General features: G+C 64.8%; 24 protein-coding genes. 8 read left to right on the top strand and 16 right to left on the bottom strand.

The features are described from left to right. Window positions 1-28: 28 nt before the first annotated feature. From EHH60_RS18860 to EHH60_RS18850, 3 genes are all read right to left on the bottom strand, one after another. On the bottom strand, window positions 29-2,017 hold the full coding sequence (locus tag EHH60_RS18860; RefSeq protein WP_199751596.1) for a TonB-dependent siderophore receptor: 1,989 nt from the start codon (window positions 2,015-2,017) through the stop codon (window positions 29-31). Window positions 2,018-2,594: 577 nt separating this feature from the next. Then, entirely contained in the window at window positions 2,595-4,589 is a 1,995-nt protein-coding gene (locus EHH60_RS18855) for a primary-amine oxidase (protein ID WP_124160942.1), read from the bottom strand. Window positions 4,590-4,604: 15 nt separating this feature from the next. Next, window positions 4,605-5,801 carry a serine hydrolase domain-containing protein gene (locus EHH60_RS18850; protein ID WP_124160941.1) on the bottom strand — a complete coding sequence of 399 codons (1,197 nt, stop codon included), beginning with the start codon at window positions 5,799-5,801 and terminating at the stop codon, window positions 4,605-4,607. Window positions 5,802-6,157: 356 nt separating this feature from the next. Here EHH60_RS18850 and EHH60_RS18845 point away from each other — a divergent pair, with 356 nt between their 5' ends. Beyond that, window positions 6,158-6,970, top strand: a complete 813-nt coding sequence (locus EHH60_RS18845; protein ID WP_502697412.1) for a helix-turn-helix domain-containing protein — start codon at window positions 6,158-6,160, stop codon at window positions 6,968-6,970. 6 nt (window positions 6,971-6,976) lie between these two features. On the opposite strand, the gene EHH60_RS18840 is transcribed toward EHH60_RS18845, so the two are convergent. The 3 genes from EHH60_RS18840 to EHH60_RS18830 all read right to left on the bottom strand — a co-directional run bounded on the left by EHH60_RS18840 (window position 6,977) and on the right by EHH60_RS18830 (window position 9,832). Then, window positions 6,977-7,642 carry a methionine ABC transporter permease gene (locus tag EHH60_RS18840; RefSeq protein ID WP_124160939.1) on the bottom strand — a complete coding sequence of 222 codons (666 nt, stop codon included), beginning with the start codon at window positions 7,640-7,642 and terminating at the stop codon, window positions 6,977-6,979. Continuing rightward, complete coding sequence (locus EHH60_RS18835) at window positions 7,632-8,783, bottom strand: methionine ABC transporter ATP-binding protein (protein WP_199751562.1); 1,152 nt, start codon at window positions 8,781-8,783, stop codon at window positions 7,632-7,634. The genes EHH60_RS18840 and EHH60_RS18835 overlap by 11 nt, the downstream gene beginning before the upstream one ends. Window positions 8,784-9,025: 242 nt before the next feature. Then, on the bottom strand, window positions 9,026-9,832 hold the full coding sequence (locus EHH60_RS18830) for an enoyl-CoA hydratase/isomerase family protein (protein ID WP_124160938.1): 807 nt from the start codon (window positions 9,830-9,832) through the stop codon (window positions 9,026-9,028). 119 nt (window positions 9,833-9,951) lie between these two features. Here EHH60_RS18830 and nthA point away from each other — a divergent pair, with 119 nt between their 5' ends. Genes nthA through EHH60_RS18815 form a run of 3 tightly spaced genes read left to right on the top strand, consistent with a single transcriptional unit; the run spans window position 9,952 to window position 11,611 of the window. Continuing rightward, window positions 9,952-10,575 (top strand): nitrile hydratase subunit alpha, encoded by a 624-nt coding sequence (nthA, locus tag EHH60_RS18825; protein ID WP_124160937.1) that lies wholly within the window; start codon window positions 9,952-9,954, stop codon window positions 10,573-10,575. Further along, entirely contained in the window at window positions 10,572-11,231 is a 660-nt protein-coding gene (gene nthB, locus EHH60_RS18820; protein WP_124160936.1) for a nitrile hydratase subunit beta, read from the top strand. Before nthA ends, nthB begins: the two co-directional genes overlap by 4 nt. Next, window positions 11,231-11,611, top strand: a complete 381-nt coding sequence (locus EHH60_RS18815) for a nitrile hydratase accessory protein (RefSeq protein ID WP_199751560.1) — start codon at window positions 11,231-11,233, stop codon at window positions 11,609-11,611. Before nthB ends, EHH60_RS18815 begins: the two co-directional genes overlap by 1 nt. Window positions 11,612-11,764: 153 nt before the next feature. On the opposite strand, the gene queC is transcribed toward EHH60_RS18815, so the two are convergent. Continuing rightward, the gene (gene queC / locus EHH60_RS18810; RefSeq protein ID WP_124160934.1) at window positions 11,765-12,481 is read right to left on the bottom strand and encodes a 7-cyano-7-deazaguanine synthase QueC; all 717 of its coding nucleotides are present in this window, start codon (window positions 12,479-12,481) and stop codon (window positions 11,765-11,767) included. A gap of 126 nt (window positions 12,482-12,607) precedes the next feature. Here queC and mazG point away from each other — a divergent pair, with 126 nt between their 5' ends. Then, a complete protein-coding gene (mazG, locus tag EHH60_RS18805; RefSeq protein ID WP_124160933.1) occupies window positions 12,608-13,462 on the top strand; it encodes a nucleoside triphosphate pyrophosphohydrolase in 855 nt (284 codons plus the stop codon). Between the two features lie 38 nt (window positions 13,463-13,500). Here mazG and hflX read toward each other — a convergent pair whose 3' ends face one another. The 4 genes from hflX to EHH60_RS18785 all read right to left on the bottom strand — a co-directional run bounded on the left by hflX (window position 13,501) and on the right by EHH60_RS18785 (window position 19,247). Beyond that, window positions 13,501-14,880 carry a GTPase HflX gene (gene hflX / locus EHH60_RS18800; RefSeq protein ID WP_199751558.1) on the bottom strand — a complete coding sequence of 460 codons (1,380 nt, stop codon included), beginning with the start codon at window positions 14,878-14,880 and terminating at the stop codon, window positions 13,501-13,503. Between the two features lie 11 nt (window positions 14,881-14,891). After that, window positions 14,892-15,140 carry an RNA chaperone Hfq gene (gene hfq / locus EHH60_RS18795; RefSeq protein ID WP_007591126.1) on the bottom strand — a complete coding sequence of 83 codons (249 nt, stop codon included), beginning with the start codon at window positions 15,138-15,140 and terminating at the stop codon, window positions 14,892-14,894. A 310-nt stretch (window positions 15,141-15,450) separates the two neighbouring features. Continuing rightward, entirely contained in the window at window positions 15,451-16,821 is a 1,371-nt protein-coding gene (gene ntrX / locus EHH60_RS18790; protein ID WP_124160932.1) for a nitrogen assimilation response regulator NtrX, read from the bottom strand. Between the two features lie 17 nt (window positions 16,822-16,838). After that, window positions 16,839-19,247 (bottom strand): sensor histidine kinase, encoded by a 2,409-nt coding sequence (locus tag EHH60_RS18785; RefSeq protein ID WP_124160931.1) that lies wholly within the window; start codon window positions 19,245-19,247, stop codon window positions 16,839-16,841. Window positions 19,248-19,420: 173 nt separating this feature from the next. Here EHH60_RS18785 and EHH60_RS37595 point away from each other — a divergent pair, with 173 nt between their 5' ends. Then, window positions 19,421-19,567, top strand: a complete 147-nt coding sequence (locus tag EHH60_RS37595; RefSeq protein WP_199751557.1) for a hypothetical protein — start codon at window positions 19,421-19,423, stop codon at window positions 19,565-19,567. Window positions 19,568-19,735: 168 nt separating this feature from the next. On the opposite strand, the gene ntrC is transcribed toward EHH60_RS37595, so the two are convergent. From ntrC to dusB, 3 genes are read right to left on the bottom strand one after another with little or no spacing between them, the layout of a single operon-like run. Next, a complete protein-coding gene (gene ntrC, locus EHH60_RS18780) occupies window positions 19,736-21,178 on the bottom strand; it encodes a nitrogen regulation protein NR(I) (protein ID WP_025036261.1) in 1,443 nt (480 codons plus the stop codon). A gap of 9 nt (window positions 21,179-21,187) precedes the next feature. Beyond that, window positions 21,188-22,363 (bottom strand): two-component system sensor histidine kinase NtrB, encoded by a 1,176-nt coding sequence (locus tag EHH60_RS18775; RefSeq protein ID WP_028179545.1) that lies wholly within the window; start codon window positions 22,361-22,363, stop codon window positions 21,188-21,190. Further along, window positions 22,360-23,361: a tRNA dihydrouridine synthase DusB gene (gene dusB, locus EHH60_RS18770; RefSeq protein WP_199751593.1), complete on the bottom strand. Its 1,002-nt coding sequence runs from the start codon at window positions 23,359-23,361 to the stop codon at window positions 22,360-22,362. Before dusB ends, EHH60_RS18775 begins: the two co-directional genes overlap by 4 nt. 278 nt (window positions 23,362-23,639) lie before the next feature. On the opposite strand from dusB, the gene EHH60_RS18765 reads away from it, so the two are divergent. After that, entirely contained in the window at window positions 23,640-24,836 is a 1,197-nt protein-coding gene (locus tag EHH60_RS18765) for a bifunctional 2-C-methyl-D-erythritol 4-phosphate cytidylyltransferase/2-C-methyl-D-erythritol 2,4-cyclodiphosphate synthase (protein WP_124160930.1), read from the top strand. A 3-nt stretch (window positions 24,837-24,839) separates the two neighbouring features. Further along, window positions 24,840-25,448, top strand: a complete 609-nt coding sequence (locus EHH60_RS18760; protein ID WP_124160929.1) for a CinA family protein — start codon at window positions 24,840-24,842, stop codon at window positions 25,446-25,448. A gap of 21 nt (window positions 25,449-25,469) precedes the next feature. Here the strand turns inward: EHH60_RS18760 and EHH60_RS18755 are convergent, their stop codons facing one another. Both EHH60_RS18755 and EHH60_RS18750 read right to left on the bottom strand, forming a co-directional pair. After that, on the bottom strand, window positions 25,470-26,249 hold the full coding sequence (locus tag EHH60_RS18755) for a mechanosensitive ion channel family protein (protein ID WP_124160928.1): 780 nt from the start codon (window positions 26,247-26,249) through the stop codon (window positions 25,470-25,472). Between the two features lie 164 nt (window positions 26,250-26,413). Continuing rightward, on the bottom strand, window positions 26,414-26,593 hold the full coding sequence (locus tag EHH60_RS18750) for a hypothetical protein (protein WP_124160927.1): 180 nt from the start codon (window positions 26,591-26,593) through the stop codon (window positions 26,414-26,416). Window positions 26,594-26,808 lie beyond the last annotated feature (215 nt).

The raw sequence follows: 26,808 nt of genomic DNA, 5'->3' as shown, positions 1-26,808 counted from the left end.
TCGGAGCCGGACCGTCTCGCGTTCGAATTCACCAACGGTAGGTCAGCTTGCCGATGGCCTTGCGCCCTTCCGCATAGAAGCAGCCCGACAGGCTGTAGCACGCAGCGACATAGCGCGTGTCGGCCAGATTGGTGACGTTCAGCGACAGGCGCCAATTGTCCTTGGTGTAAGCGAGCAACGCATCCAGCACGGTCGAGGCTCCCACCTTGAACGTATTGGCGTCGTCGCCCCAGGTTGCGCCGACGTAGCGGATGCCGCCGCCGAACTGCAAGCCCGCCAGTGGGCCGTTCTGGAGCGTATAGTCGCTCCACAGCGAGGCGCGGTTGAGCGGCACGGTGACCGGCGCCTTGCCGACGTTCACGGGATCCTGCGTGACCATGGCGTCGACATAGGCATAGGCCGCGCGCAGGTTCCAGCCGTCGGCAAGCGACATCGTGCCTTCGAGCTCAATGCCGCGTGATTTCACCTGTCCGATTTGTTCGTAAAAGGTGGCTGCAGGCACGTACACCGCAAGGTTGTCGCGCGTCAGGTCGAAGGCGGCGAAGGTGAACAGCGCGTTCCAGCCGATCGGCTGGTACTTGACGCCGACCTCGTACTGGACGCCGGTCTCGGGATTGAGCATTCGTCCGCCGAATCCGGTCGCGAGCAACGGCAGGAAGGATTCCGAATAGCTGAAATAGGGCGCGATGCCGTTGTCGAAATTGTACATCACGGCGGCCCGGCCGGTGAAGGCCGACGCGTCCTTCGCGACCGAGGTGTTGGAGAGACCGTTATCGACTTGCGTCGTCACGAAATCCTGGCGGCCGCCAAGCTGGAACGAGAGCCGGCCGAGCTTGATCTGATCCTGCGCGTAAAGCCCGACCTGCGACTGCTTGACCCCGGTGTTGTCGCTCATGGCGCCGATGGTCCAGTCGTAGCTGTAGACCGGATTGAAGACGTTGATCTCGGGGGCTGACGTCGTGACGCTATACGCGGTATCGCGGAACGTGGTGTTGCGGTAGTCGATCCCGACCAGAGTGGTGTGGCTGAGGAAGCCCGTGGTGAACTTGCCCTGGAGCTGATTGTCCACCGCGAAGGAGTTGATGTAGGAGTTGCTGTAGCTGCCATAACGTGCGAGCTGTCCCGCGGCCTCGTTAGTATAGCCACCGCCGTAAAACACTTTCTCCTCGTTGTGCTGATAGGCGTAGCGCAGGTTCTGGCGGAATGTGAGGTTGTCGGTGAAGTTGTGCGCCAGCTGGTAGCCGGCGGTCGCGATCTCGGTGTTGAAGGCATCGAAGCTCGGCACGCCCGCGAAGAACGAGACCGGAATGGTGCGGCCGTTGTTCGGCCACACCGTACCCGAGGCCGGCAGGAACTGGAGACCCCACCCTGCTCGATCGCGCTGGTAGTTGGCGAGCAAGGTGATGGTGGTGTCCTCGTTCGGCTTGAAGGTGACGGCGGGCGCGATGAAGACGCGATTATCCTTGCTGAAGTCGACCTGCGTCTCGCCGTCGCGAACCACGCCGGTGAGACGCCACAGCACGGTGCCTTCCTTGTTGGCGGGGCCGCCCATGTCGAACTGGCCCTGATAGCGGTTGAAACTGCCGCCGGAAATCGAGACCTCGCCGAACTGCTGTGCGGTCGGCAGCTTGGTCACGTAGTTGAGGATGCCGCCGGTGCCGCTGCCGCCATACATCGCGGAGGACGGTCCCTTGAGCACCTCGATGCGCTCGGCGCCATAGGGATCGAGGCCGTTGAAATGGACGTAGTTGCTGGAGGGAATCCGCAAGCCGTCGATGTAGAGGCCCGGCATGGTCATGTCGAAGCCGCGGATCTGGAGTCCGCCGAAGCGGGTGTCCGAGCCCCCATTGACGTCGCCGCTCACGCCGGCGGTGTAGCGCAGGGCCTCGCCGATCGAGACTGCGCCCTGGTTCCTGATCTGATCGGTCGTGATGACGGATACCGACTGTGGCGTCTCGATCAAGGGCGTATCGGTCTTGGTGGCGGTGCCGCTCCTTGTCGCGACGAAACCGCGCACGGGTCCATTGGCGCGTTCGCCCGTGGCGCCGTTCGACGATGCCGACTGAGTCGGGGTGGCCTGCTGCGCGGGAGTGCGACGATTGGCGCGTGCGGTGCGAGTTGCCGCCGCCCTTCGCGACGAAGCAATCGCGGCCGGACGGGCGCGTTCCGCCGGCGCTTCCACGGTGACTGCGGGAATTTGCGTCTGCGCCTCCACGGAACCGAAGGGAACGACGAGGGACAATGTGCTGACTGCCCCGAGGAAAAACAACTTAATCTGCAGACGACGCGTGTTGTCACGCGATGAGAGTTGGAAGTCAGTCACGTCTCTTGAGACCCCACGCACCGCCGGCCCCGCCGGTATCATTTTTGATGTCCCGCCCTAACGCAGGCCGGTCCAGAGTGCGAGCGATGCGGTGTTAGAATTTATCGAGACTGGGGAATAGACTCTGCGACCAATGCGCCCAACGTCGCTTATTTGGAATTGGAATATTTCTAGACTGAACTCGGCGCTCCGCTCGGAATGCGACTCATGCGATGGCTGCATCGCGCGATCAGCGCGGCGAGCCGAAGCCGAAGGCATAACCCGCCGAACGTTATCCCGGGTCCGCATGACAACAGGTTGCGGCGGCGCTCTTCTCGCCCGCCAGCACGCTGCGGCTGTTGCGGTCCGGTGGAATATCTCCGGCGGCATTGGCCGCGAAGAATCCGGTCGGCTTGAGCATGAAGCCAGCATATTCGACCGGCATGATCGGAAAGTCCTCAGGTTTGCAGATATGGGTATGGCCGAAGGAGTGCCAGACCACGATGTCGGCATTCTCGATGTTGCGGTTCTGCGCGACGTAGCGCGGCAGGCCGTCGCCGCCGGCGTGAACGTTGGGATAGTCGCCGCTGGCGTATTTCTCGGCGGCATCGAACGCAGTCACCCAGACATGCCTGGTGGCAAAGCCGCCGCGCTTGCGCACATAGCTCCCCTCCTGCGCCAGCATCAGCGGGCTTGGATTGACCACGAGCTTGTAGGCCGGCGCGCTACCGACCGAATTGGATTCATTCGGATTGCTGATCTTCCAGAACCGGCCGGTCTCGCCATTGGCGATCGCCGCCGCGTCGCGCTCGCGTGACAGCACGCGCGTCGTGGTGGTGAAAGCGTTGCCATGGGGATTGTCGTGCCCCCATGGCCGCGGCACGAACTCGTGCTCGGTGACGGTGTTGCCACCGCCATCGAGATCCATGTGCAGGCGCACATTGAAGAAGTGCTGGTGCGTCGGCCCGCCCAGATTGTCGTCGACCATGCCACCCCATTTGTAGGTTTCGCCTGAGGGCACGGCAGCGGTCTGGATGATGCCGGTGAGCTTGGTCTCTAGCTGGATCGTACCGTCCTGGTAGAGATACCAATAGAAGCCGTAGTCGTAATTGCCGACCGTCGCGAAGAACGAGATCACGAGGCGCCGCGAGCGGCGGACCTCGAACAGGCCGTTGCGAAATTCATAGTGTTTCCAGGCGATTCCGTAATCTTCTTCATGCATGCAGATGGCGTTCTGCATGACGAAGGGCTCGCCCTTGTTGTCGGCCGCCGGCACGTCAAAATAATGGATGTTGCCGAGGCAGTCGCAACCAAGTTCGAGTGCGTTCGCGAGCATGCCGAGGCCATATTCGCCGGCATCGAACGCCGATTTCCAGAAATGGTTTTCGGTCGGATCGGCGTAAGGCACGACCATCTCAGTGACGCTGGCGCGGTGGATCAGCGAGCGTTTGCGCGCGCCATCCTGGTAGGCGAGTTGATGCAGCACCAGACCCTCGCGCGGCGTAAAGCCGACGCGAAAGCTCCATTTCTGCCAGTCGACCTTCCAGCCATCGACCTTGAAGCTCGCGCCCTCCGGCTGCTCGATATGCAGCGGCTTGATGTCGGTGCGCGGGTTGGTAACCTCGTGAGCGCCGTAATTTCGCTTCTTGCGCGGGATCGGTACGATCGGATCTGCATCCGTGAGATCGATGACCTTGCCGCCGATCAGATCGACGACGGCGACGACGCCCTCGATCGGGTGCGCATAACCGTTGTCCTGCAGATGCTCGCGGAAAAAGCTGACGGCCCGTACGATGCGCGCGCCGCGTTCGAATTCCATGTCGAAGAAGCCCGAGGAGAACGGATCGACCTGGACCAGCTCTATGTCCTTGTCGGTAAGCCCGCGCCGATGCATCGCAGCGCGCCAGCCGGGATCGGCCTTCACCACCGCCTCGCACTTGAAGAACTCTTCCAGCATCACCGGCGGCTGCCCATAAGGCATGTCGCGGTTGGGGAGAAGCTTCCGATCGACGATCTCGGCGCGGCCAAGATCGACGACGTGCTCGATGGCCTCGCCGGTGGTGATGTCAAGTGTCAGCACGAAGGCACGGCGCCCTGCTCCGCCCGCGGCCAGCTCCTGCTTGGTCGGCTCTTCCAGCCGTACCGTTGGGAAGCGGCAGTTCTCCGGCGAGGTTGCGGCCGCACGTACCAGCGTGCAGGCCGCCGTGATCTCTTCAGTCGTCAGAGGATCGAGCGCATGCGCGTTGGCGGCCTGGGCGGGCGATCGGGCTTTGGCGTGGTCGAGCATGATGATGTCCAGAAGTCAGTGCGGGGCGAGATGTGCGGTGATGGCGCGGAAGGCGGCGAGCCAGCGATGGTCAAGCGGAACGTCCATCGCCTTCGGCTGCGTCGCGAGCTTGACGATCACGGTGTCGGAAGCCGCGTCGATGTAGAGCCACTGGCCGTGGATGCCGATTGCGGCGAGATCGTACCGCGAGGGATCGATCGTGTACCATTTGCTGCGGTAGCGCGCGCCCGGGAAGATATCGGCGAGGTCGCCCTCGGCCCAGGCCTTGGCATCGCCATTCTCGTGGATGTCGTCGATCCACCAGCCCGGCACCACCTGCCGTCCCTCGACCACGCCGCGGCAGCGGATCATCTCGCCGAAGCGGATGAGATCGCAGGCAGTGACGGACAGACCGCCAGCGATGCGGCCCATGCCGTGGCTGTCGAGCGTCAGGGAACCGTCCTCCTCCGCGCCCATCGGCTGCCAGAGATATTCGGAGAGGATGCGTGGGTAAGGCATGCCACAGGCGCGCTCATACACCCAGCCGAGAACTTCCGTGTTGGTCGAGACATAGTGGAACACCTTGCCGTGCGGCTTGCCGGTGCCGCGCAGCGTGGCGAGATAGGCGCGCTGATGGCTCGGCTCGACGCCTGGGGGCGGCACATCCCAGCCCGAGGCGAAGCGGTAGCGCGCGACGTCGCCGGCAGGGTCCTCGTAATCTTCATCGAACTTGATGGCGACGGCCATGTCGAGCACGTTGCGGACCGTGCAGCTGCCGTAGACGGAATTCTCCAACTCCGGCACGTAACGCACCACCCTCGCCTCCGGATCGAGCAGCCCGCGCGCGGACAGCACGCCGCCGAGCGTGCCGGCAATCGACTTGCTGATCGAGCAGATCAGATGCGGCGTTGTCGCGCTCATGCCGTCGCCATACCATTCGTGGATCAGCGTGCCCCGATGCATGACCAGCAGTGCATCGCCAAAGGTCTCACGCAGCGTGGCCGAGATCGTCGTCGGCTGGCCGTCCGGCCCCTTGAAGCCGAGCTGAGACAATTCGCGCGGCGCCTTTTGCATCGGCGTCGGATGCGCCGAGCGGCGGACCTCTGCGGTCGGCAGCACTTCCCGGGTGTGGGTAAAGCCCCAGCGTATCGCGGGATAGCTGCGCCAATTGGCGCGCGTCACCTGGGCCTCGGGCGCGGGTGGACTGCCGCGCATGACGTCGGTCGGTCGCATCTCGATCCTCCGCAAGGGCCATCCCGACTGCGATGCCGGAACGGCTGGAAGCAAGCCTGCACCGCGGCGCTATCGGCCGTTATCGAGATCCGGCAATATTTTGCTGGACTCCGTCGTGGGCCGTGCCAGGCTTGGCGCACTTATTGCTTGCTTTGGCGAAACAATTCCGACGCATTATCATGGTCTTGAGCGCAACTCCTCCAGTATAGGACTCGGTTGCCGGCCTGCTTGAGGCGAGCAGTACGGACGTTGACGAGCACTGTGCCGCGCTCGGCCGCTGGCGGCTGCGTTACGACCAGATCAGCGCCGGCGCGTTTCGAGGCAGCTTCACCCAGCTCTCTCTGCCCCGTGTCGAGGTGTTCCGCGAAATCACCAGCCAGCAGGTCCGCCAATACGGTCAGCTTGGCGCCGACAGCTTTGGCATCGGTCTCCCCTGGCGCGGTGACAGCGAGGTCAATTGCAACGGCGCCAGCGTTGCAGGCACCCGGGTCATTGCCTGCGTCGACGCCGAGGTCGATATGTGCACGCCGAAGTCATTCGAGCTGCGCGGTGTCGTCGCCAGTGCAGCGCTGATCCGGGATCTCGCCGCCCGGCTCGAGATCGATCTGCCGCGCACGGTCTGGCACCAATTGCGGGTGATCGAGATGGCGCAGGCGCCGGTCGCACCATTGCGAGCCCATCTTGAGGCCATTCACGAGGCCATCGCGACCGCGCCCGAACGGTTCGAAGACCCGGCCCTCCGGCAGGCGCTCGAAGACGCCCTCCTCGTCGAGATCATGGACATGCTGCCGACCGCACGCCCCATCGATGCCGGCCGCAGCGCGGACGCGCGCAAGCGTACCGTCGATCGCGCCCGCGAGCTGATGCACGGCAACGGTGACCATTCGCTGTCGCTGCTGGAGGTCTGCAAGGCGGCCGGCGCCAGTCCGCGCAAGCTCGGCTATTGCTTCCAGGCTGTTTTGGGCACGAGCCCGATGCACTATTGGCGGGCGATGCGGCTGAACCGGGTACGGCGCGATCTGAAACGCGCCGGCGGCGCTGGCACATCCATTTACGACGTCGCCGTGCAGCACGGATTCTGGCACTTCAGCCAGTTCTCGCTCGACTACAAGCGCCACTTCGCCGAGCTGCGCTCGGAGACGCTGCGGCGGGCGAGGCGTGCCGCGTGATCCGGTTCAGCGATGCCGCAGGCGGCGGTTGACCCGGCGCGCCAGAAAATCCCCGGCGCTCTGGACGAGCTGCACCAGCGCGATCAGCACGACCACGACGGCGAGCATCATCTCCGGCATGAAGCGCTGGTAGCCGTAGCGGATGCCGAGATCGCCAAGCCCTCCGCCGCCGACCGCGCCGACCATGGCCGAGTAACCGAGCAAGCTCACGACGGCGAGCGTCAGCGCCAGCAACAGGCCAGGCAGCGCCTCGGGGATCAGCACCTTGAGCACGATCTGAAGCGGCGAAGCGCCGAACGAGGATGCGGTCTCGATCAGACCGCCATCGACCTCGCGGATCGCAGCTTCGACCAGGCGCGCGATGAACGGCGTCGATGCAATCGTCAGTGGCACGATCGCTGCGGTCGATCCAATCGAGGTGCCGGCAATCAGGCGCGTGAACGGGATGATGGCGACGACGAGGATGATGAACGGCGTGGAACGCGTCGCGTTGACGACGATGCCGAGCACGCGATTGACGATGGGGGCCGCGAACAACTCGCCTTTGCGGCTGGTCGCGAGGAAGACGCCGAGCGGCAGGCCGAAGGCGGTGCCGAGCAGCGCGGCGATTCCGACCATGTACAGACTCTCGAAGGTCGCCTGGATGATCAGGTTGACGAGTTCAGGCGACATAGCCGAGATGCTCCGCCGAGAATTGATGTTGAGAGAGAAAGGCCAGCGTCCGCGTCACCGCGTCCGCGGCGCTGGAAACACCGAGAGGAATGCCGAGAACGAGCGAGCCGACATGCTGGCCGCCGATCTCGTCGATGCGCGCCGACAGCAGCGACACGTCGCGGCCGAGTTCGCGCGCGAGCCGCGCCACCAGCGTCTCGCCGGCCCCTGCCCCACGCACCTCGATGCGGATCACGGCGTGGCCGCCGGCCGATGGCCCAGGCACGATCCGGCTCGCCAGCGACACTGGCAGGCTGTCGCCGATGACCTCCGCCAGGAACGACTGTGTGATGGGATGCTTCGGGTGGGTGAAGATGTCGGCGACATGGCCGCTCTCGACCACGTGTCCGGCGTCGAGCACGACGACCTCCTTGGCGAGTTGGCGCACCACGGACATTTCGTGGGTGATCAGCACGATGGTCACGCCGAGCTCGCGGTTGATGTTCGCGAGCAGATCGAGGATCGCACGCGTGGTCTGCGGGTCGAGCGCGGAGGTCGCCTCGTCCGACAGCAGCACGCTCGGCCGCGTCGCCAGCGCGCGGGCAATTCCGACGCGCTGTTTCTGGCCGCCGGAGAGTTCCGAAGGATAGCGGTCGTGCTTGTCCGCGATGCCGACGAGCGCGAGCAGCTCAGTGACGCGGGCCTTGATGTCGGCCTTGGCCCAGCCCGCGATCTCGAGCGGCAGCGCGATGTTGTCGGCAGCGGTGCGCGACGACAACAGGTTGAAGTGCTGGAAGATCATGCCGATCGAGCGCTGCGCCAACCGCAGCGCTCGGCCAGTCAGCGCCGAGATGTCGCGGCCGTCGACAATCACGCGGCCCGTGGTCGGTTTCTCCAGCCCGTTGATCAGCCGAACCAGGCTGGACTTGCCCGCGCCGGAGCGGCCGATCACGCCGGCAACGGAACCGCGCGGAATTGCAAAGTCGATATTGTGCAGCGCGTTGACGCCGGGCTTGCCGCGATAGGCCGGATAGGTTTTCGAGATGCCTTCGAAACGGACCATCGCGTCCGGCTCAGTCACAGGAGGTGAAATCGCGTCAAACGTTTCGATCGGCTGTCCGATCGCGAGCGATTGGTGGGCGTTCATGGAGACGACCTTCATGCACAATGGTTCGCTGGCCCGCGCCGCTCGCGGGCGTACGGGAATCAGGTCGCATGGAGCGACGGAGGTGAAATTGCGATGCCGGCCGGGTGAAGCGCGCTGCGCCGCAGCATGCACAATCGCTGTTTCCAGTCTTTCTTGCAATTTCAGATATTTGCGAGGAGTTGGACGAAGTTTTCCCAATCCGTCACGTGCGAAGAAGATTCATCTCCCAACGGGATCATCCTCCTGCCGCGCCTGATCTACCGCCCCCTGAAGCGTGGCTTGCGGCGGGCCAGGAAGGCCTCGACGCCCTCCTTATGGTCCTCGGTCAGGCTTGCAAGCGCGAACTGATCGACATCCATGTGGCTCGCGAGATCATCCAGCGCGTACGCAAGCCGGTTGACGGTCAGCTTTGTCATGGCCACCGAGAGCGGCGGCTGCGCGGCGACCTTCCGGGCAAGCTCCATGGCTGCATCGAACGCATGGCCTGGGTCGGTCACCTGCTCCACCAAGCCCCATTCATAGGCCTCGTCCGCGCTGATGCGCTGGTCAGCCAAGATGACCGCCTGCTTGGTGCGTGCCGGCCCGATCAGATGCAGCATACGCGGGATGCTCTGCCAGCTCATGTTCATGCCGAGCCCGATTTCCGGTACGCGCAAATGCGCGTTGCGGCCCATGATGCGGAAGTCGAGCGCGACGGCGAGGGCCACGCCGCCGCCGACGCAAAAGCCCTCGATCGCCGCGATCGTGATTTGCTCCATCTCCTGCCAGGCGCGCGTCAGGCGCGGCCCGAGCTTGAGATGCCGCCGGAGCGTGCCGAGATCCATCTCCTTGCGCGAACCTCCCTCCGCATCCTTGAGGTCGAAGCCGGCGCTGAACGCGCCCGAGCTGCCGGTCAAGACCACGACCGACGTCGCGGCGTCATCCTCGAAACTGCGCGCCGCTGCGGTCAGCTGCCGCATTGCCTCCGGCGAGAGCGCGTTGATGCCGTCGCCGCGGTCGAAGCGGACCACAGCAATCCGGCCCTCAGGCCCAAGGCCCTTTTCGATCTTCACGTAGTCCGTCACCATCATCTCCAGGCTGCTTTCGGCGATGTTAGCGCACAAATGTCGTCACGAATACGGGACCCGATCACGATGCAGGGAATACTCGACAGGTCCGGGCCATTGCGGATATCTTTACGGCCATGAGCCACGATCACGACCATCACCACGATCATTCCGAGCTGTCGGAGACCGAGCTGCGCGTGCGCGCGCTCGAGACGATCCTGACCGAAAAGGGCTATGTCGAGCCGGCCGCGCTCGATGCCATTATCCAGGCGTACGAGACAAGGATCGGCCCTCACAACGGCGCGCGCGTCGTTGCCAAGGCCTGGACTGATCCGGCGTTCAAGAAGGCGCTGCTGGAGGACGGCAGCAAGGCGATCGGCACGCTCGGCCATGTGAGCCGCGTCGGCGACCATCTCGTCGTGGTCGAGAACACCAAGGAGCGGCACAACATGGTGGTGTGCACTCTGTGCTCCTGCTACCCTTGGGAAATGCTGGGACTGCCGCCGGTCTGGTACAAGGCTGCGCCCTACCGCTCCCGCGCCGTAAAGGACCCGCGCGGCGTGCTCGCCGATTTCGACGTCGCATTGCCCAAGGACACGGAAATCCGGGTGTGGGATTCGACCGCCGAGACGCGCTTCCTGGTGCTGCCGATGCGGCCCGAGGGCACAGAGGGCTGGAGCGAGGAGCAGCTCGCCGAGCTCGTCACCCGCGATTCCATGATCGGCACCGGATTTCCGCGGAAGCCGGGAGAGCCGGCATGAACGGCGTGCACGACATGGGCGGCATGGACGGGTTCGGCAAGGTCGAGCCCGAAGCCAATGAACCGATGTTCCACGCGGATTGGGAAGCGCGTGTCCTTGCCATGGTGCGCGCGATGGGCGCGGCCGGCGCTTTCAACATCGACACGTCGCGCTTCTACCGCGAGACCCTGCCGCCGCACGTCTATCTGTCGAGCTCCTATTACAAAAAGTGGTTCCTCGGGCTCGAGGAGATGCTGATCGAGAAGGGCTACCTCACCCGGGAGGAGGTCGCCGCCGGGCGCGCGATCCAGCCGGCCAAGGCGCTCAAGCACGGCAAGTTCGACCTTGCCAACGTCGAGCGCGTGATGGTGCGCGGCAAGTTCGACCGCCCTGCCCCGCAGCCTGCGAAGTTCGAGATCGGCGAACGTGTGCGCGCCAAGAACATCCATCCGGCTACACACACCAGGCTGCCGCGCTATGTGCGCGGCCATGTCGGTGTCGTCGAGCTGAACCATGGCTGCCACGTGTTTCCTGACACGGCGGCGATGGAGCTCGGCGAACATCCACAATGGCTCTACACCGTGGTGTTCGAGGGCAGCGAACTCTGGGGTCCCGATGGCGATCCGACCACAAAAGTCTCGATCGACGCGTTCGAGCCCTATCTGGACCCGGCGTGATGAGCACGACGCTTGCTGCGGCCGCCACCGCGGCCATCCCGAGCATCCCCCGCGATGACGATGGCCCGGTGTTCCGGGCGCCATGGGAGGCGCATGCCTTTGCCATGGCGCTGACCTTGCACGAGCGCGGCGTGTTCACCTGGCCCGAATGGGCCGCCGCGCTCGCCGACGAGATCAAGCGCGCGCAAGCAGCCGGCGATCCCGACACGGGTGAGACCTACTACCTGCACTGGCTCGCCACGCTCGAAGGATTGGTTGCGCGCAAGGGCGTCGCATCCATGGCAACCCTGCACCGCTACCGCGATGCCTGGGACCACGCCGCCGATCGCACGCCACACGGCAAGCCGATCGAGCTGCGGCCGGAGGATTTTGCGGGGTAATCTTCCGTGCGTGGTGCGTGCTCCGTTTCCCCAAACACAGCTGTCATCACCCGCGAAGGCGGGTGATATTCCAGAGACGTCTGTGAGATACGGAGAACCTGCGGCGTACTGGATTCCCCGCCTTCGCGGGGAATGACAGCGAAGATCTGAGCGCTATTTGCGCCCTGCCACATACTCCGCCCATCCCTTTGCGCGCAGGCTGCACGCCGGGCACTCGCCGCAGCCATAGCCCCAATCGTGCTGCGCGCCGCGTTCGCCGAGATAGCACGTGTGGGAGTGCTCGCGGATGAGATCGACGAGGCCGTCGCCGCCAAGATCACGCGCGAGCTTCCAGGTCGCGGCCTTGTCGATCCACATCAAGGGCGTATGCAGCTCGAACTTGCGCGCCATGCCGAGCGAGAGCGCGGCCTGCGTGGCGCGGATGGTCTCGTCGCGGCAATCCGGATAGCCGGAATAGTCGGTCTCGCACATGCCGCCGACGATGTGGCTGATCCCGCGTCGATAGGCCAGCGCCGCGGCGAAGGTCAGGAAGACGAGGTTGCGGCCCGGCACGAAAGTGTTGGGCAGGCCATCGGCCCCCATCGCGATCGCGACGTCGCGCGTCAGCGCCGTCTCGGAGACGGCCGCAAGCGTCGGGATCGATAGCGTGTGGCTCTCGCCAATCTTTGCGGCCCATTCCGCGCGCAGGCCCTTGATGCCGTCGAGCAGGCGGTCGCGGCAGGCGAGCTCGATGGCGTGGCGCTGGCCGTATTCGAACCCCAGTGTCTCGACGCGGGCGAAGCGGCTCAAGGCCCAGGCGAGGCAGGTGGTGGAATCCTGGCCGCCGGAGAACAGCACCAGCGCGGTTTCGGAGGAAAATGCGTCACTCATACCCCGCGCTTTAGCATTGCGTGAGGTGCCCGCCAATCGGTGGAAATCGGCCTGTTCCGCCTGCTTGCACTGGGATCGGCGGCCCGCCTTTGGCATAAGGCTCTGGACCTAGGAGACCGCCCCGCAATGACCCCTTCCCGCGACATTTCCCGCCTGATCGAGATCATGGCGGCGTTGCGCACGCCGGTGACCGGCTGCCCTTGGGACCTCGAGCAGGATTTTGCGACGATCGCGCCCTATACGGTCGAGGAAGCCTATGAGGTGGTGGACGCCATCGCCCGCGGCGATCTCGACGATCTGCGCGAGGAGCTCGGCGATCTCCTGCTCCAGGTCGTGTATCACGCCCAGATGGCCTCGGAGCAGAACGCGTTCGATTTTGGTGACGTCGTCGAAGCCATCACCCGCAAGATGATCCGCCGCCATCCCCATGTCTTCGCCGATAAGGACGGCAATCTCGCCTCCTCCCATGTCAAGGAGGTCTGGGACCGCATCAAGGCCGAGGAGAAGGCCGAGCGCGCCGCGCGCCGGCCGCCGGAGGACTCGCCGACGCACAAATCCCTGCTGTCAGGCGTGAAGGCCGGCCAGCCCGCGCTCATCCGGGCCATGGAGCTGCAGCGGAAGGCCTCCACCGTCGGCTTCGACTGGAACGACCCACGCGCAGTGTTGCAAAAGATCCGCGAGGAGGCCGATGAGATCGAAGCGGCATTGGACCGCAACGACAAGCGGGAGATTGCGGAAGAGACCGGCGACCTGATGTTCGCCCTCGTTAACCTCGCCCGCCATGTCGGCGCCGATCCGGAAAGCGCACTACGCGTGACCAATGCGAAATTCGAGCGGCGCTTCGCCTATATCGAGCGGACGCTGGAGGCGCAGGGTCGGACGCTTGAGCAGGCGTCGCTGGCGGAGATGGACGCGCTGTGGAATGCGGCGAAGGGTAAGGAGAAGCTGGCCTCAGAGGGAGGCAAGGACGTGCGCCGCTAGCTCCGCTGCCGTCCCGGCGTTCGCCGGGACGACAGCGGCTATGTAGCGTGGTGCGGCACGGCGTCGAACCTGGACACCACGATGTCCCGCTTGGTCTCGTCCACCCGTACGGTCATGTCGAAGCGGCCGTCGTGCAGCTCCTTCGACAGGACCTCGGCATTGCGGTGCAGCCAGCTGATGCCGGCACCGTCCGAGGCGTCGATGGAGAGATCGAGCGTGGTGCGTTTGGCGGCGAGGCGTTCCTCGATCGCGGCGAGCAGTGCGTCGACCCCCTCGCCTGTCACGGCTGAAACCAGCATCGCCGGATGATCCTCCGGCCTGCGCGCGGCGATGTTCAGGAGCTCTTCGCGTTGCTCGGCATCGTACCGATCGATCTTGTTCCAGACTTCGATAATGCGGCCACTGTCATCGGGGTTGATGCCGAGCTGACGTAGAACGGCATCGACGTCGCTCTGCTGCGCCTCGGCGTCTTCATGCGAGATGTCGCGGACATGCAGGATGACGTCGGCCTCCAGCACCTCCTCCAGCGTGGCGCGGAAGGCGGCGACGAGCTGGGTCGGCAGATTGGAGATGAAGCCGACAGTGTCCGACAGCATCGCCTTGCCGCCATGCGGCAGGTTGAGCGCGCGCAAGGTGGGATCGAGCGTCGCAAACAGCATGTCGGCCGCCTGCACGTCCGCGCGGGTCAGGCGGTTGAACAGCGTCGACTTGCCGGCATTGGTGTAGCCGACCAGCGCGACGACGCGGTACGGCACGCGTTGGCGGCCGGCGCGATGCAGACGTCGCGTCGCCTGCACCTTCTTCAGTTCGCTCTCCAGCTTGGAGATGCGCTCCTGGATCAGGCGGCGGTCGGCCTCGATCTGCGTCTCGCCCGGACCGCCCATAAAGCCGAAGCCGCCGCGCTGGCGTTCGAGATGGGTCCAGGAGCGCACCAGGCGCGAGCGCTGATAGTTGAGGTGCGCAAGCTCGACCTGGAGCGAGCCTTCTCTGGTCTTGGCACGGCGGCCGAAGATTTCCAGAATGAGCCCGGTGCGGTCGAGCACTTTGGCGTGCAGCTCCTTTTCGAGATTGCGCTGCTGGATCGGTGCCAGCGCGCAATCCATCACCACGAGCTCGACATCAAGGCTCTTGACCAGCCCGGCGATCTCCTCGACCTTACCCTTGCCGATATAGGTCGCCGGCCGGATCTGGCTGATCGGCGTGATGATGGCGTCGGCAACAACGAGATCGATCGCACGCGCGAGGCCCGTGGCTTCATCAAGCCGGGCCTCGGCGTCGCGTTGGACATGACCTTCCGATTGCGCGTCGGCACTGCCCGCGCGCACTCGCAAATAGGGGCCGATGACCAGCACCCGCCCCGTATTGGCCCCTGCCGACCGCGGACGGTCGGCATCCCCGTCGAAACTCCGGGGTTCCAATCAGATCACTCTCAAGCCGGCTGATCCTCGCCGCCTTCGAACAACTGGATGGGTGCGCCCGGCATGATGGTCGAGATCGCATGCTTGTAGACCAGCTGCGAGTGACCGTCGCGCCGCAGCAGCAAACAGAAATTGTCGAACCAGGTCACGATGCCCTGGAGCTTCACTCCGTTGACCAGAAAGATCGTCAGTGGCGTCTTGGTTTTGCGAACGTGATTAAGGAATGTGTCCTGTAGGTTTTGTGCGCGGTCTGCCGCCATTGTTTTTTTCTCGCTTTGAGTTTCTTTTTATTGCGCCGGTTTCGGCCCTCTTGTGACGTTCGGGGCCTCTCCCGGTTGCTGTCCCTCATGAGATCCCCCTCGGAAGGAACAGCGGTTCGATTAGAGGACAGGTCGGGATATTAGGCAAGCCGCTTCACGCGGCAGGCCACGCCCGATTGTCCCGGCAAACTACGGAAATCGATGATCTTACTCGCTTACTCCTGACGCCTGGCCGCAAGGTCGCGGGCTAGATTGTTGTTTTGACGCGCTTTCTTGACGCGAACCGGTCTCCACTCCGCTCGAAACCGCGCTAGCCGACACCGAGCGCTTTCAGCTTCCGATGCAGCGCCGAGCGTTCCATGCCAACGAACTCTGCCGTACGGGAAATATTTCCTGAGAAACGGCTGATCTGCGCAATTAAATAGTCGCGCTCGAACACTTCGCGCGCCTCACGCAGCGGCAAGCCCATGATGTGCTCGCCATTGTTGCTGGTCGGCATCGCCGGCACCATGGAGCCGACGTCCTGCGGCAACATGTCGGCCGTGATGATGACCTCCGGCCCGCCTGCCGCGAGAATCATCACCCTCTCGACGTTGTTGCGGAGCTGACGCACATTGCCGGGCCAAACATGGGATTGCAGCACCGCCATCGCGTCCTGCCCGATCTGGCGCTTGGGAAGGCCGCTGCCGGCGGAAATCTGTTCCATGAAATAGTCGATCAATTCCGGAATGTCCTCGCGCCGCTCCGACAGCGCGGGCACGCGGATCGGCACCACCGAGAGCCGGTGATAGAGGTCCTCGCGGAAACGGCCGGCCGCGATCTCCTCTTCCAGGTTGCGCGCGGTCGAGGAGATGATGCGCACGTCGACCTGCACCCTGGCGGTACCGCCGACGCGCTGGAACGACTGCTCCACCAGCACGCGCAAGATCTTGTTCTGGGTCTCGCGCGGCATGTCGGCGATTTCGTCGATGAACAGCGTGCCGCCATGGGCTTCCTCGAGCGCACCGGGCTTTCGCGCCTGCTCGCCATTGGACTGCTCGATGCCGAACAGCTCGTGCTCCATGCGCTCGGGCGTGATCGCCGCTGCGTTGATCACCACGAAGGGACCGTCGGCACGGCCCGAGGCCGTATGCAGCGTGCGTGCGGTCAACTCCTTGCCGGCGCCGGCGGGGCCGACGATCAGGATGCGGCTGTTGGCCTTCGCCGCACGCTCGATGGTCTGGCGCAGCTGGTTCATGCTCGGCGAACGACCGACGAGCTGACTGGCGCTCGGCGCGAGCTGCTTCAGCTCCTTGACCTCGCGCTTGAGTCGCGAGTTCTCGAGCGCTCTGGTCGCGACCAGGATCAGCCGGTCGGCCTTGAACGGCTTCTCGATGAAGTCGTAGGCGCCGCGCTTGATCGCGGCGACCGCGGTCTCGATGTTGCCGTGGCCGGAGATCATCACGACGGGCAGATCGGCATTATCCTTCTTGACCTGCTCCAGCAGCTGCAAGCCGTCGAGCTTGGAGCCTTGCAGCCAGATGTCGAGAAACACCAGATGCGGCCGCCGGTTGGCGATCTCGGCCAATGCCGTATCGCTGTCGCGTGCGGTCCGGGTCACGAACCCCTCGTCTTCGAGAATGCCCGCAACGAGATCCCGAATATCGGCCTCATCATCGACAATCAGAATTTCACTTGCCATGGATCGCGCCTGTGTTGTCAGCTGCCTGTTGAGGCTTCGATTTTCGTTGAATCATTGGTCTTTTCAGCCGGCTCTTTGGTTCCGGCGGCCGGCTCTTTTGTTTCCAGCTCGTTGCTGGATTTCTCGACGGATTCCGTGACCGCCGCCTTGTTGTCCGGCTTGGTTGCTTCGTTGGCCGCGGGCGCTGGCTCGGCGCCCCCAGCTTTCGCAGGTTGGCCCGAGACCGCAAAGCGCATCCGCATCCAGGCGCCGCGCTGGCCTTCGCGGAAGTCGGAGGCGTCCTTCAGCTCGATCCGCCCGCCATGGTCTTCCAGCACGCGGCCGACGATGGCCAGCCCCAGGCCCGTGCCCTTGGCGCGCGTGGTGACATAGGGCTCGAGCAGGCGCGAGCGCGCGACCTTGGGCAGGCCGATGCCGTTGTCGATGACGTCGATCAGCACGTCGTCGCCCTCGCGCGACACCACGACGTCGATGCGGCCCTTGCCGAGCTCCTCGGGGGGGACCTGCTCGATCGCCTCGGTAGCGTTCTTGACGATGTTGGTGACCGCCTGGGAGATCAGCCGCCGGTCGAACTGGGCGCGGAGCGGATCCTCCTTGAACTCGGCTTCGATGTCGATCTCGGGATGGGCGACCTTCATCAGGAACACCGCCTGCCGCACGGTATCGGCGACGTCCTCGCCCTCCATCACCGGTTTAGGCATCCGCGCAAAACGTGAGAACTCGTCGACCATGCGCCTGATGTCGTCGACCTGGCGCACGATGGTGTCGGTGCACTGGTCGAAGATCTGCTTGTCCTTGACCTCGGTGATGGACTTGCCGAACTTGCGGCGGATGCGCTCGGCGGAGAGCTGGATCGGCGTCAGCGGGTTCTTGATCTCGTGAGCGATGCGGCGCGCCACGTCGCCCCAGGCCGAGGTGCGCTGGGCCGAGACCAGCTCGGTGATGTCGTCGAGGGTGATGATGTAGCTGTCGTGCGGCTGGTTCTTCTCGGCGCTGACGCGGACCGATAGATTGCGTTCGGCACCGTCCCGGTTGATCGTGATCTGACCCTGCACCAGACGCTGGGTCCCCTCCCGCGCCGTCTTCATCATGTCGTCGAGCTCGGGCAGCACGTCCGAGAGCGGATGGCCGAGCGTCTCCGCTTCGGAGTGGCCGATCAGCTTCTCGGCCGAGCGGTTGAGGATGCCGACGCTGCCGGAAGTATCGACGCCGATGATGCCGGCGCTCGCCGAGGACAGCACGGCCTCGATGAAGCGGCGGCGGCTGTCGATCAGGTCGCTGGCATTGACGAGCTCGTCGCGCTGGCTGCGCAATTCCTGCGTCATCTTGTTGAAGGTCTCGCCCAGCTGGGCGAGATCGCCTTCCGACTGATGCACGGGCACCTGGACATGGAGGTCGCCGGTTGAGACCGTTTGCGCCGCGTTCATCAGCCGCCGGATCGGCGAGACCAGCGAGTTGGCGAAGTTGAGCCCGATCAGCACCGAGGCCATCAAAATGGTCAGCGCGATCACTGCGAACATCAGCGCGAAGGCGACCTGAATGCCGAGGCGGCGTGACTCGATCTGGGCGTATTCGGCGACGCTCACTTCGGTCTGCTTGAGCTGATTGACGACATTCGGATCGAGCGGACGGGCGACATAGAGGAAGGTATCGTTGAAGGCACGCAACCGGATCACCGCGGCAACGAAGCTCGCGTCGGGGAGCACTGCGATCTCGGGCTCGTTCTCGTTGACATTGCTGAGGAAGTCCGGCGCCGGTGGCGAATAGGCGAGCCGCATGCCGGTGTCGGCGGACTCCAGGATGTTGGTGTTCTTGTCGATGATCATCGCGCCGGGCAAATTGCGAGAGCCGGCACTGGCCGTCAGCATCTCCCGGAACGAGCGGCGGTCCTGATCGTAGAGCGGCCTCGCATGGGCGATGTCGTTGGCCATGCCGAGAATGTCGCCGCGGATCAGCTGCGCGTGGTCCTGCATATAGGCCCGCGCGATCGTCAGCGAATTCTGGATCACCTCCTTGGTCGGGCCGGAGAACAGCCGGTCGAGGCCGCGCTCGATGGTAACGTTGGCGACGACGGCGACCAGCACCGCCGGCAGCACCGCGACGATCGAGAACAGGCTGACGATCTGGACATGGAGGCGCGCCGCCGCTCTGCCCCGCCGCCGCGCCAGGATCAGCTGCCAGAGTTCCCTGACGATGATCCCCACCAGGAGCAGGATCGTCGCAGCGTTGATCAGGTAGAACGAGCGGACGACCTCGGGCGTCGGCTCGATCCTGGTAAGTCCGGTCAGGACCAGGAAGGTCAGGAGGGCCGACAGCAGCGCCAGCGCCACGGCAAAGGGTGCGAGCCAGCGCCGCACCGACCAACGCCGGGGCTCTTCGGCTGGGGCCGTGTCAAAATGTGCGGCCGAGGTATCTGCGCTGGTCATTCCGGCAATGATGCTGAAGACGGGTCCGCGGACGCGCGGATACTGATGTATTCGTACCACATTGTTGCCGAATTGCGACAATTCCGCGGCGTTAACCTCGCGGCCGGCAGGTGCAATCCACAGGCAGATGCCGCCGAGGCGGAACGGATTCCCACCATTCCGGCTTGATCCGCATGGATAGGATCTTCCTCGCGACGATGGTTTCCGCCGTTCTGCTGCTGATCGTAGCCGCCGACCTCCTCGTCAACGGCCTCGGCCTTCAGCAGCCGCCCCTTAATGTCGCGAGCGTGGTGCCAGCCTCCGGCGAACTGGTCAGATAGATGTGACGGCCGCGTTGCAGCCCGAATGACTAATTTGAATGTGCCGGCGGAACATCAGAGTCCCGTCAGGACTTCTGCTCATCGCGTCAGCCACAACGGCCAGCGCGATCCGGACAGGCTCAGCTCTGCCTTGGTAGGCGGAGCTGAGCCACCGTCCGCTTCGAAAGACTAACCCCCGCTCCGATAAACCTGGATGTCGAGATCCCGGATCTTTTTGCGCAACGTGTTGCGGTTGAGGCCGAGCAGGTCGGCGGCGCGGATCTGGTTGCCGCGGGTGGCAGCCAGCGCGGCCGTGAGCAGCGGCACCTCGATCTCCTTGAGGATGCGGTGATAGAGGCCGGGCGGCGGCACGCCGTTCGGAAAGCCCTGAAAGTGCGAGGACAGATATGCCTCCACCGCGCCGCCGAGATTGTCGACGCCCTGCTGGACCGCGGCGCCCGGGCTGACCGAGGGCGGCGCGAGCTCGCCGTCGATGACGGAGGCCGTGATCACGTCCTGCGGATAGAGCGCGGCAAGGCGCCGGGCCAGATTTTCCAGCTCGCGCACGTTGCCGGGCCAGCGGTGCTGCTTCAGCCGCTCCAGCGCCAGCGTGTCGAGCTTCTTCGGCGGCAGCCCGTCCTTCTCGGCCAGTGTGAAGAAGTGCCGCACGAGATCCGGCAGGTCCTCGATGCGCTCGCGCAAGGGCGGCAGCCGCAGCGGAACCACGTTGAGGCGGAAGAACAGATCTTCCCGGAACAGGCCCTGCTGGATCAGGACACGCAAATCCTTGTTGGAGGCCGCGACGATGCGTACGTCGGTCTTGATCGGGGTGCGGCCGCCGACCGTCGTGTATTCGCCCTGCTGCAACACGCGCAGCAGGCGGGTCTGCGCCTCCATCGGCATGTCGCCGATCTCATCCAGGAACAGCGTGCCGCCCTCGGCCTGCTCGAACCGCCCGGAGGCGCGGGTGTTGGCGCCGGTGAAGGCACCGCGCTCATGGCCGAACAGCTCGGACTCGATGAGATCGCGCGGGATCGCCGCCATGTTGACCGCGACGAACGGACCGTTGCGGCGCTTGCCATAATCATGCAGCGCCCGCGCCACCAGTTCCTTGCCGGTGCCGGACTCGCCCGTGATCATCACGGTGAGGTCGGTCTGCATCAGGCGCGCCAGCACGCGGTAGATTTCCTGCATCGCCGGCGAGCGGCCGACCAGCGGAATCGCCTCCATCTCGGCATCTTCGTCCGGCGTCGAGGTCCGCTCCTTCGGCTCGGCGAGCGCGCGCCCGACGATGGCGATCAGCTCCTTCAGATCGAAGGGTTTCGGCAGATATTCGTAAGCGCCGCGCTCGGAGGCGCGGATCGCCGTCATAAAGGTGTTCTGCGCGCTCATCACGATGACGGGCAGATTCGGCCGCATCTTCTTGATTCGCGGCAGCAGGTCGAAGGCGTTTTCGTCCGGCATCACCACGTCGGTGATGACGAGATCGCCCTCGCCCTGGCTCACCCAGCGCCACAGCGTTGCGGCATTGCCGGTCAGCCGCACTTCGTAACCGGCGCGGGACAGTGCCTGATTGAGAACGGTGCGGATGGCGGTATCGTCATCGGCTACGAGAATGCTACCTGCGGGCATCGTTGATCCTCATTTTGCCCCCTGTGACGCAGGCGACGACTTCCCGGCAGAGTCGGCGCGACTGCTTTGATCGGCATGTTTCACCGATGTGGAATACATCGGCATCAGTACGCGGAAGGTGGTCTTGCGCGGCTGAGATTCGCATTCGATGATGCCCCCGTGATCGCCGACGATCTTGGCGACCAGCGCCAGGCCGAGACCCGAGCCGGTCTGCTTGGTGGTCACGAAGGGATCGAACAGGTTGGGCAGAAGATCGTCCGGCACGCCTGGTCCGTTGTCCTTCACGCAGAATTCCAGCGGCAGGGATACCCTGGATTTTTGACCGGGGACTGACAGGCGCACGCCGGGGCGAAACGCGGTGGTGAGCTGGATCTCGGCGTCCGGCACGTCGATCAGGGCTTCGGCGGCGTTCTTCACGAGGTTGAGGAACACCTGAATCAGCTGATCCTGGTTCGCCAGCACCGGCGGCAGCGAGGGATCGTAGTCCTCGACGAAGCGGATGTTGCGGGCAAAGCCGGACTGCGCCAGCCGCTTCACGTGGTCGAGCACCGAATGGATGTTGACGGGGCCGCGCACCACGGGACGCTCGTCTCCGAACACCTCCATGCGGTCGACCAGCGTCACGATGCGGTCGGCCTCGTCGCAGATCAGCCGCGTCAGCATGCGGTCCTCGGACGAGGCCTGCTGCTCCAGAAGCTGGGCCGCGCCGCGGATGCCGGACAGCGGGTTCTTGATCTCGTGCGCCAGCATCGCTGCGAGCGCGATCACCGAGCGAGCGGCGCTGCGATGGGTGAGCTGGCGGTCCATCTTGTCGGCAATGCTGCGCTCCTGGAGCATCACCACGATGTGGCCGGGCCGCTCCGTGAGAGGGGCCACGTGCAGATCGACCTGTCGGTCGCCGCCCATGCGCGGCGTGCCGAGATCGACCTTGTATTCGTTGACCGGCGAATTCGACGAGCGCACCTGGTCGATCAGCGCCAGCAAGGGGCTGCCGAATGGCACCAGCTCCTTCAACGACTGCCGCTTCAGGAACTGCGTCGAGATCTCGAAGAAGGCTTCGGTCGCGATATTGGCGGCGACAATCTTGCCGTCCGGTCCGATCATGAGCACGGGGTTGGGCAAGGCGTCCAGGATTGCGTCGCTGTCGGACTGAAGCGGCCGACGATGTTCAGCGGCTGAGCTCATGCAGCAGCGCTCCATGCGAAGTCGTCGAAGGCGTCTTGCAGTGAATTGTGAACGAGGCGCGGATCCTCCGAGACCAGGATCTTCTGTCGCCAGGATGTCAATTTCTCCGACGGCGCACGGCTCACCTGCGCGGCGACATCGAGTGCCCAGCTCAGATGCTTGCGGGCATGCCTCAGTCCGACGCGCAGGCCATAAAGCGCGCAGACGCCATCATACAGCGTGCGGACATAATGCAGCTGCGTTTCGAGCGAGGGCATCGCTTCCTCGGCCCCGCCCTGCAGACGGCGGCCGATCTGACCGGGCAGCCAGGGCTGGCCCTGCGCGCCGCGGCCGATCATCACGGCATCGGCGCCTGAGGCTTGCAATGCTGCGAGCGCCTTCTCGTAGGACGTGATGTCGCCATTGACGACGAGCGGGATCGAGATGGCCTCGCGCACGGCGCGGATCGCGTCCCAATCGGCCTCGCCCTTGTAGAACTGGCAGCGGGTGCGACCATGGACCGTGACGAGCTTGACGCCTGCGGCTTCCGCGCGCCGCGCCAGCTCCGGCGCGTTGCGCGTGCGATCGTCCCAGCCGAGCCGCATCTTCAGCGTCACCGGCACCTTCACCGCTGCGATGGTCGCATCGATCAGGGCGAGGGCATGGTCGAGGTCGCGCATCAAGGCCGAACCGGACTGACCCCCGGTGACGTGGCGGGCCGGACAGCCCATGTTGATGTCGATAATATCGGCGCCATCGGCTTCGGCGATCCGGGCGCCTTCGGCTATCCAGTGCGTCTCGCACCCTGCGAGCTGGACCACATGCGGACCGATGCCGGTGGCTTCGCAGCGCAACCGGGACATCCGATGGCCATTTGCAAGCTCATCGCTCGCGGTCATTTCAGACACGACCAGACCGGCTCCAAGCTCGGCTGCGAGCCGGCGGACGGGCGAGTCAGTCACACCCGACATCGGCGCCAGGAAGACCGGGGTGGCGATATCAATATCGCCTATTTTCAACGGCTTAGAGCCGGATACTGCCGAGCCGGTCACAGGGGTCTCGTTGACTGGGCAGGGCCTCATCGCGCCTGCCATGATCTATCTTGCGCACAATTCTTGTGCAGTCAAGCGTCATGCCTACAGTTTAGACAGTTCTGCAAATCTTTCAAGTGCAGTGCAGCAAAATGCTGTTTCCCACAATCAGGGGAAACCCCCTTTTTTTGCGGGCCTGCCGTGCTAGAGGCATGCCGGCAATCCCCTCCCCGACTCCTTGATGAGCAACTGAGTAATTGAGTCCTATGGCGAAATCACAGCGCACCGCAGTCGTCCTCGTCGCAGCCGGGCGTGGACTGCGTGCAGGCGCCGGCGGGCCGAAGCAATACCGCGAGATCGGCGGCGTGCCGGTGATCTATCGCGCCATGGAGGCATTCAGCCATCACCCGGAGGTATCAGCGGTGCAGCCGGTGGTGAACCCCGACGACAACGTCATGTTCACCGCAGCGGTCACAGGGCTGAGGCACGAGCCGCCGACCAATGGCGGCGCCACCCGTCAGGCATCGGTGCTCGCCGGCCTCGAAGCGCTGGCGAAGCACGAGCCGGACATCGTGCTGATCCACGATGCCGCCCGCCCCTTCGTCTCGGCAGGCGTGATCTCGCGCGCGATCGAAGCGGCGGGCCGCACTGGCGCTGCGATCCCGGTCGTTCCCGTCACTGACACCATCAAGCTCACCGGCGAGGACGGCAATGTCGAGGACACGCCGGAGCGGGCGCGCCTCAGAATCGCGCAGACGCCGCAATCCTTTCGTTTCGACGTCATCCTCGAGGCGCATCGTCGCGCGGCGAAGGACGGGCGCTCTGATTTCACCGACGATGCCGCGATTGCCGAATGGGCGGGATTGACGGTCGCAACCTTTGAAGGCGATGTTGCCAACATGAAGCTCACCACTCCCGAGGATTTCGTGCGCGAGGAAGCGCGCCTGGCCGCCCTGCTCGGCGACATCAGGACCGGCACCGGCTATGACGTGCACGCCTTCGGCGAAGGCGACCATGTCATGATCTGCGGCGTGCGCGTGCCGCACACCAAGGGGTTCCTGGCCCATTCCGACGGCGATGTCGGCCTGCATGCGCTGGTCGACGCCATTCTCGGCGCATTGGCCGACGGCGACATCGGCTCGCACTTCCCGCCGAGCGATGCGAAATGGAAGGGTGCCTCCTCCGACCAGTTCCTGAAATACGCCATCGAGCGCGTCGCCCAGCGCGGCGGCCGCGTCGCCAATCTCGAGGTGACGCTGATCTGCGAGCGGCCGAAGATCGGCCCCTTGCGGGACGCCATGCGCGCGCGCATCGCTGAGATCTCCGGCGTCGATATCTCCCGCGTCGCGGTGAAGGCGACGACCAGCGAGCGCCTCGGCTTCACCGGGCGTGAGGAGGGCATCGCGGCCACCGCGAGCGCCACCATCCGCCTGCCGTTTAGCGAAAAGACCTGGAGCGTCTAGGCCATGGGCGGCAGCGATGCACGCGCCCTCTCCCGCTCGCTGCTCGATCTATGCCGGATGCGCAAGCTGACGATCGCGACTGCGGAATCCTGCACCGGCGGCCTCGTTGCCGGCGCGCTGACCGACATCCCCGGCTCGTCTGACGTCATTGACCGCGGCTTTGTCACCTATTCCAACGACGCCAAGCGCGCGATGCTTGGCGTCGAAGCGAGCACGTTGACGAATTTCGGCGCGGTCAGCAAGGAGACCGCGACCGCGATGGCCATCGGCGCACTGGAGCGTGCCGATGTCGATCTCGCCGTCGCCATCACCGGCATCGCCGGCCCCGGCGGCGCCACGCCCGGCAAGCCGGTCGGTCTCGTGCACTTCGCCGCCGCCGCGCGCGACGGTCGCATCATCCATCGCGAGCACCGCTTCGGCGCCATCGGCCGCAGCGCAGTTCGCGCCCGCTCGGTGGTCGAAGCGCTGCGCATGCTGATGGAGCTCGCCCGCGGGCCGCAAGTCGCAGCCAAGCCGCAGCGCACCGCCGCCAGCCGCCTGCGACCGCGCGTGACCCGCTCTCCGCGCCGGCATGCGGTGAAGCGCAGGCCGCCGCGGGCGCCGCGAGGCTGAACGACAGCGCCGCCGAAACGCCTACGCCGCCGCGAGCAGCGCGCTGGCGTGGTCGAGCACGCACTGCCTGACCGCGTCCGCCTGTGACGGCTTGGCCTTCGCACTAACCGTCAATTCCAGGATCGGCGACGCCGGATTGGCGACATCGACCACTCTGGAGATGTTGACGGCAGGCGCAGCCTGATCGTCCATGCGGGAGTCATTGCGCAGCTCCTCCAGCATGCGATCGGCCAGCGCCGCAGCGGCACCGGCCGGGACCGGAAACGCCACCTTGACCTCGCCCGTGCCGGGATAGGCGCTGTGGTTGACGATCGCTGCACCCCACACCTGCCCGTTCGGCAGCAGGATCTGCGTGTTATCGGCCGCGACGAGCTCGGTCATGAACAGCGACAGCGATCTCACCTTGCCCGCCTTGCCGGCGACCTCGACGTCGTCGCCGATGCGAAAGGGCCGAAACAACAGCAGCATCACGCCGGCGGCGAGGTTGGAGAGCGTGCCCTGTAGCGCCAGGCCAATGGCGAGAGATGTCGCGCCCAGCACGGCGACGAGGCTTGCGGTCTGGATGCCAAAGAGCTGCAGCACGGCGATGCCGACCACCGCGAGCACGCCATAGCGCGCGAGGCTACCCACGAACAACGTCACCAGCGGATCGACGCGGTGCGTGACGCTCAAGACGCGCGTGACGAAACGCTGCATCGCGCCGGACAGATACCAGCCGACCGCAAGCAGCAGGATCGCATAGATCGCGTTCAGCCCATAGAGAACGAGCGAAGCTTTCAGCGTGTCGAAATTGATGGTCATGGCGGCTCCAGTCGGGCAATCGGTTGAGAACTCGCCGTCGCGGAAAATGATCCGGTTTGGGAGCTTGCCAATCGTCAAGGGCCTGCCGCGGGATCGCATAGGTGGAAGCGACGTGAAACCCGGCGCTGACCGGCTGGAATATTCCAGGTGGGCCGCGAGTCCCGTTATTGTGCCGCTCGCCCGATACGATAGATGATTGGGAGCTTTTGCTCGATCGCCTTCGCGAGAACCGTCCCCGTGGTCCGTCCGAGCTCTTTCGCGATCGTCGCAATCGGCTTGGTGCCTGCAAGCTCCCTGAGCCGGTTGAGGTCCTCCTCGGTCCACGATTGCTTCCAGCGCGCCATCTGTCCAGTCCAGCTCCAAGCCCCCGCGCCCGACTCGGATTGTAGTTGAACATGTCATGAAATACACCCCTTACATCTGTACCGGTCGCGGCAAGGGGTGTTCCGTCGCTGCTCCACGTCTGGCGCAGCCGACAGGCGTCACATTCGCGCCGCAGGCAGTATAACTCCTTGATTGTGGGCGGCGGCCTGCGCGTAACAGCCGTGCCTACCAGTCC

The sequence above is a fragment of the Bradyrhizobium sp. RP6 genome (assembly GCF_003837805.1).
GTDB lineage: Bacteria > Pseudomonadota > Alphaproteobacteria > Rhizobiales > Xanthobacteraceae > Bradyrhizobium.
The sequence above is the reverse complement of the archived record's forward strand: the minus strand, read 5'-3'. Positions and strand labels throughout refer to the sequence as shown.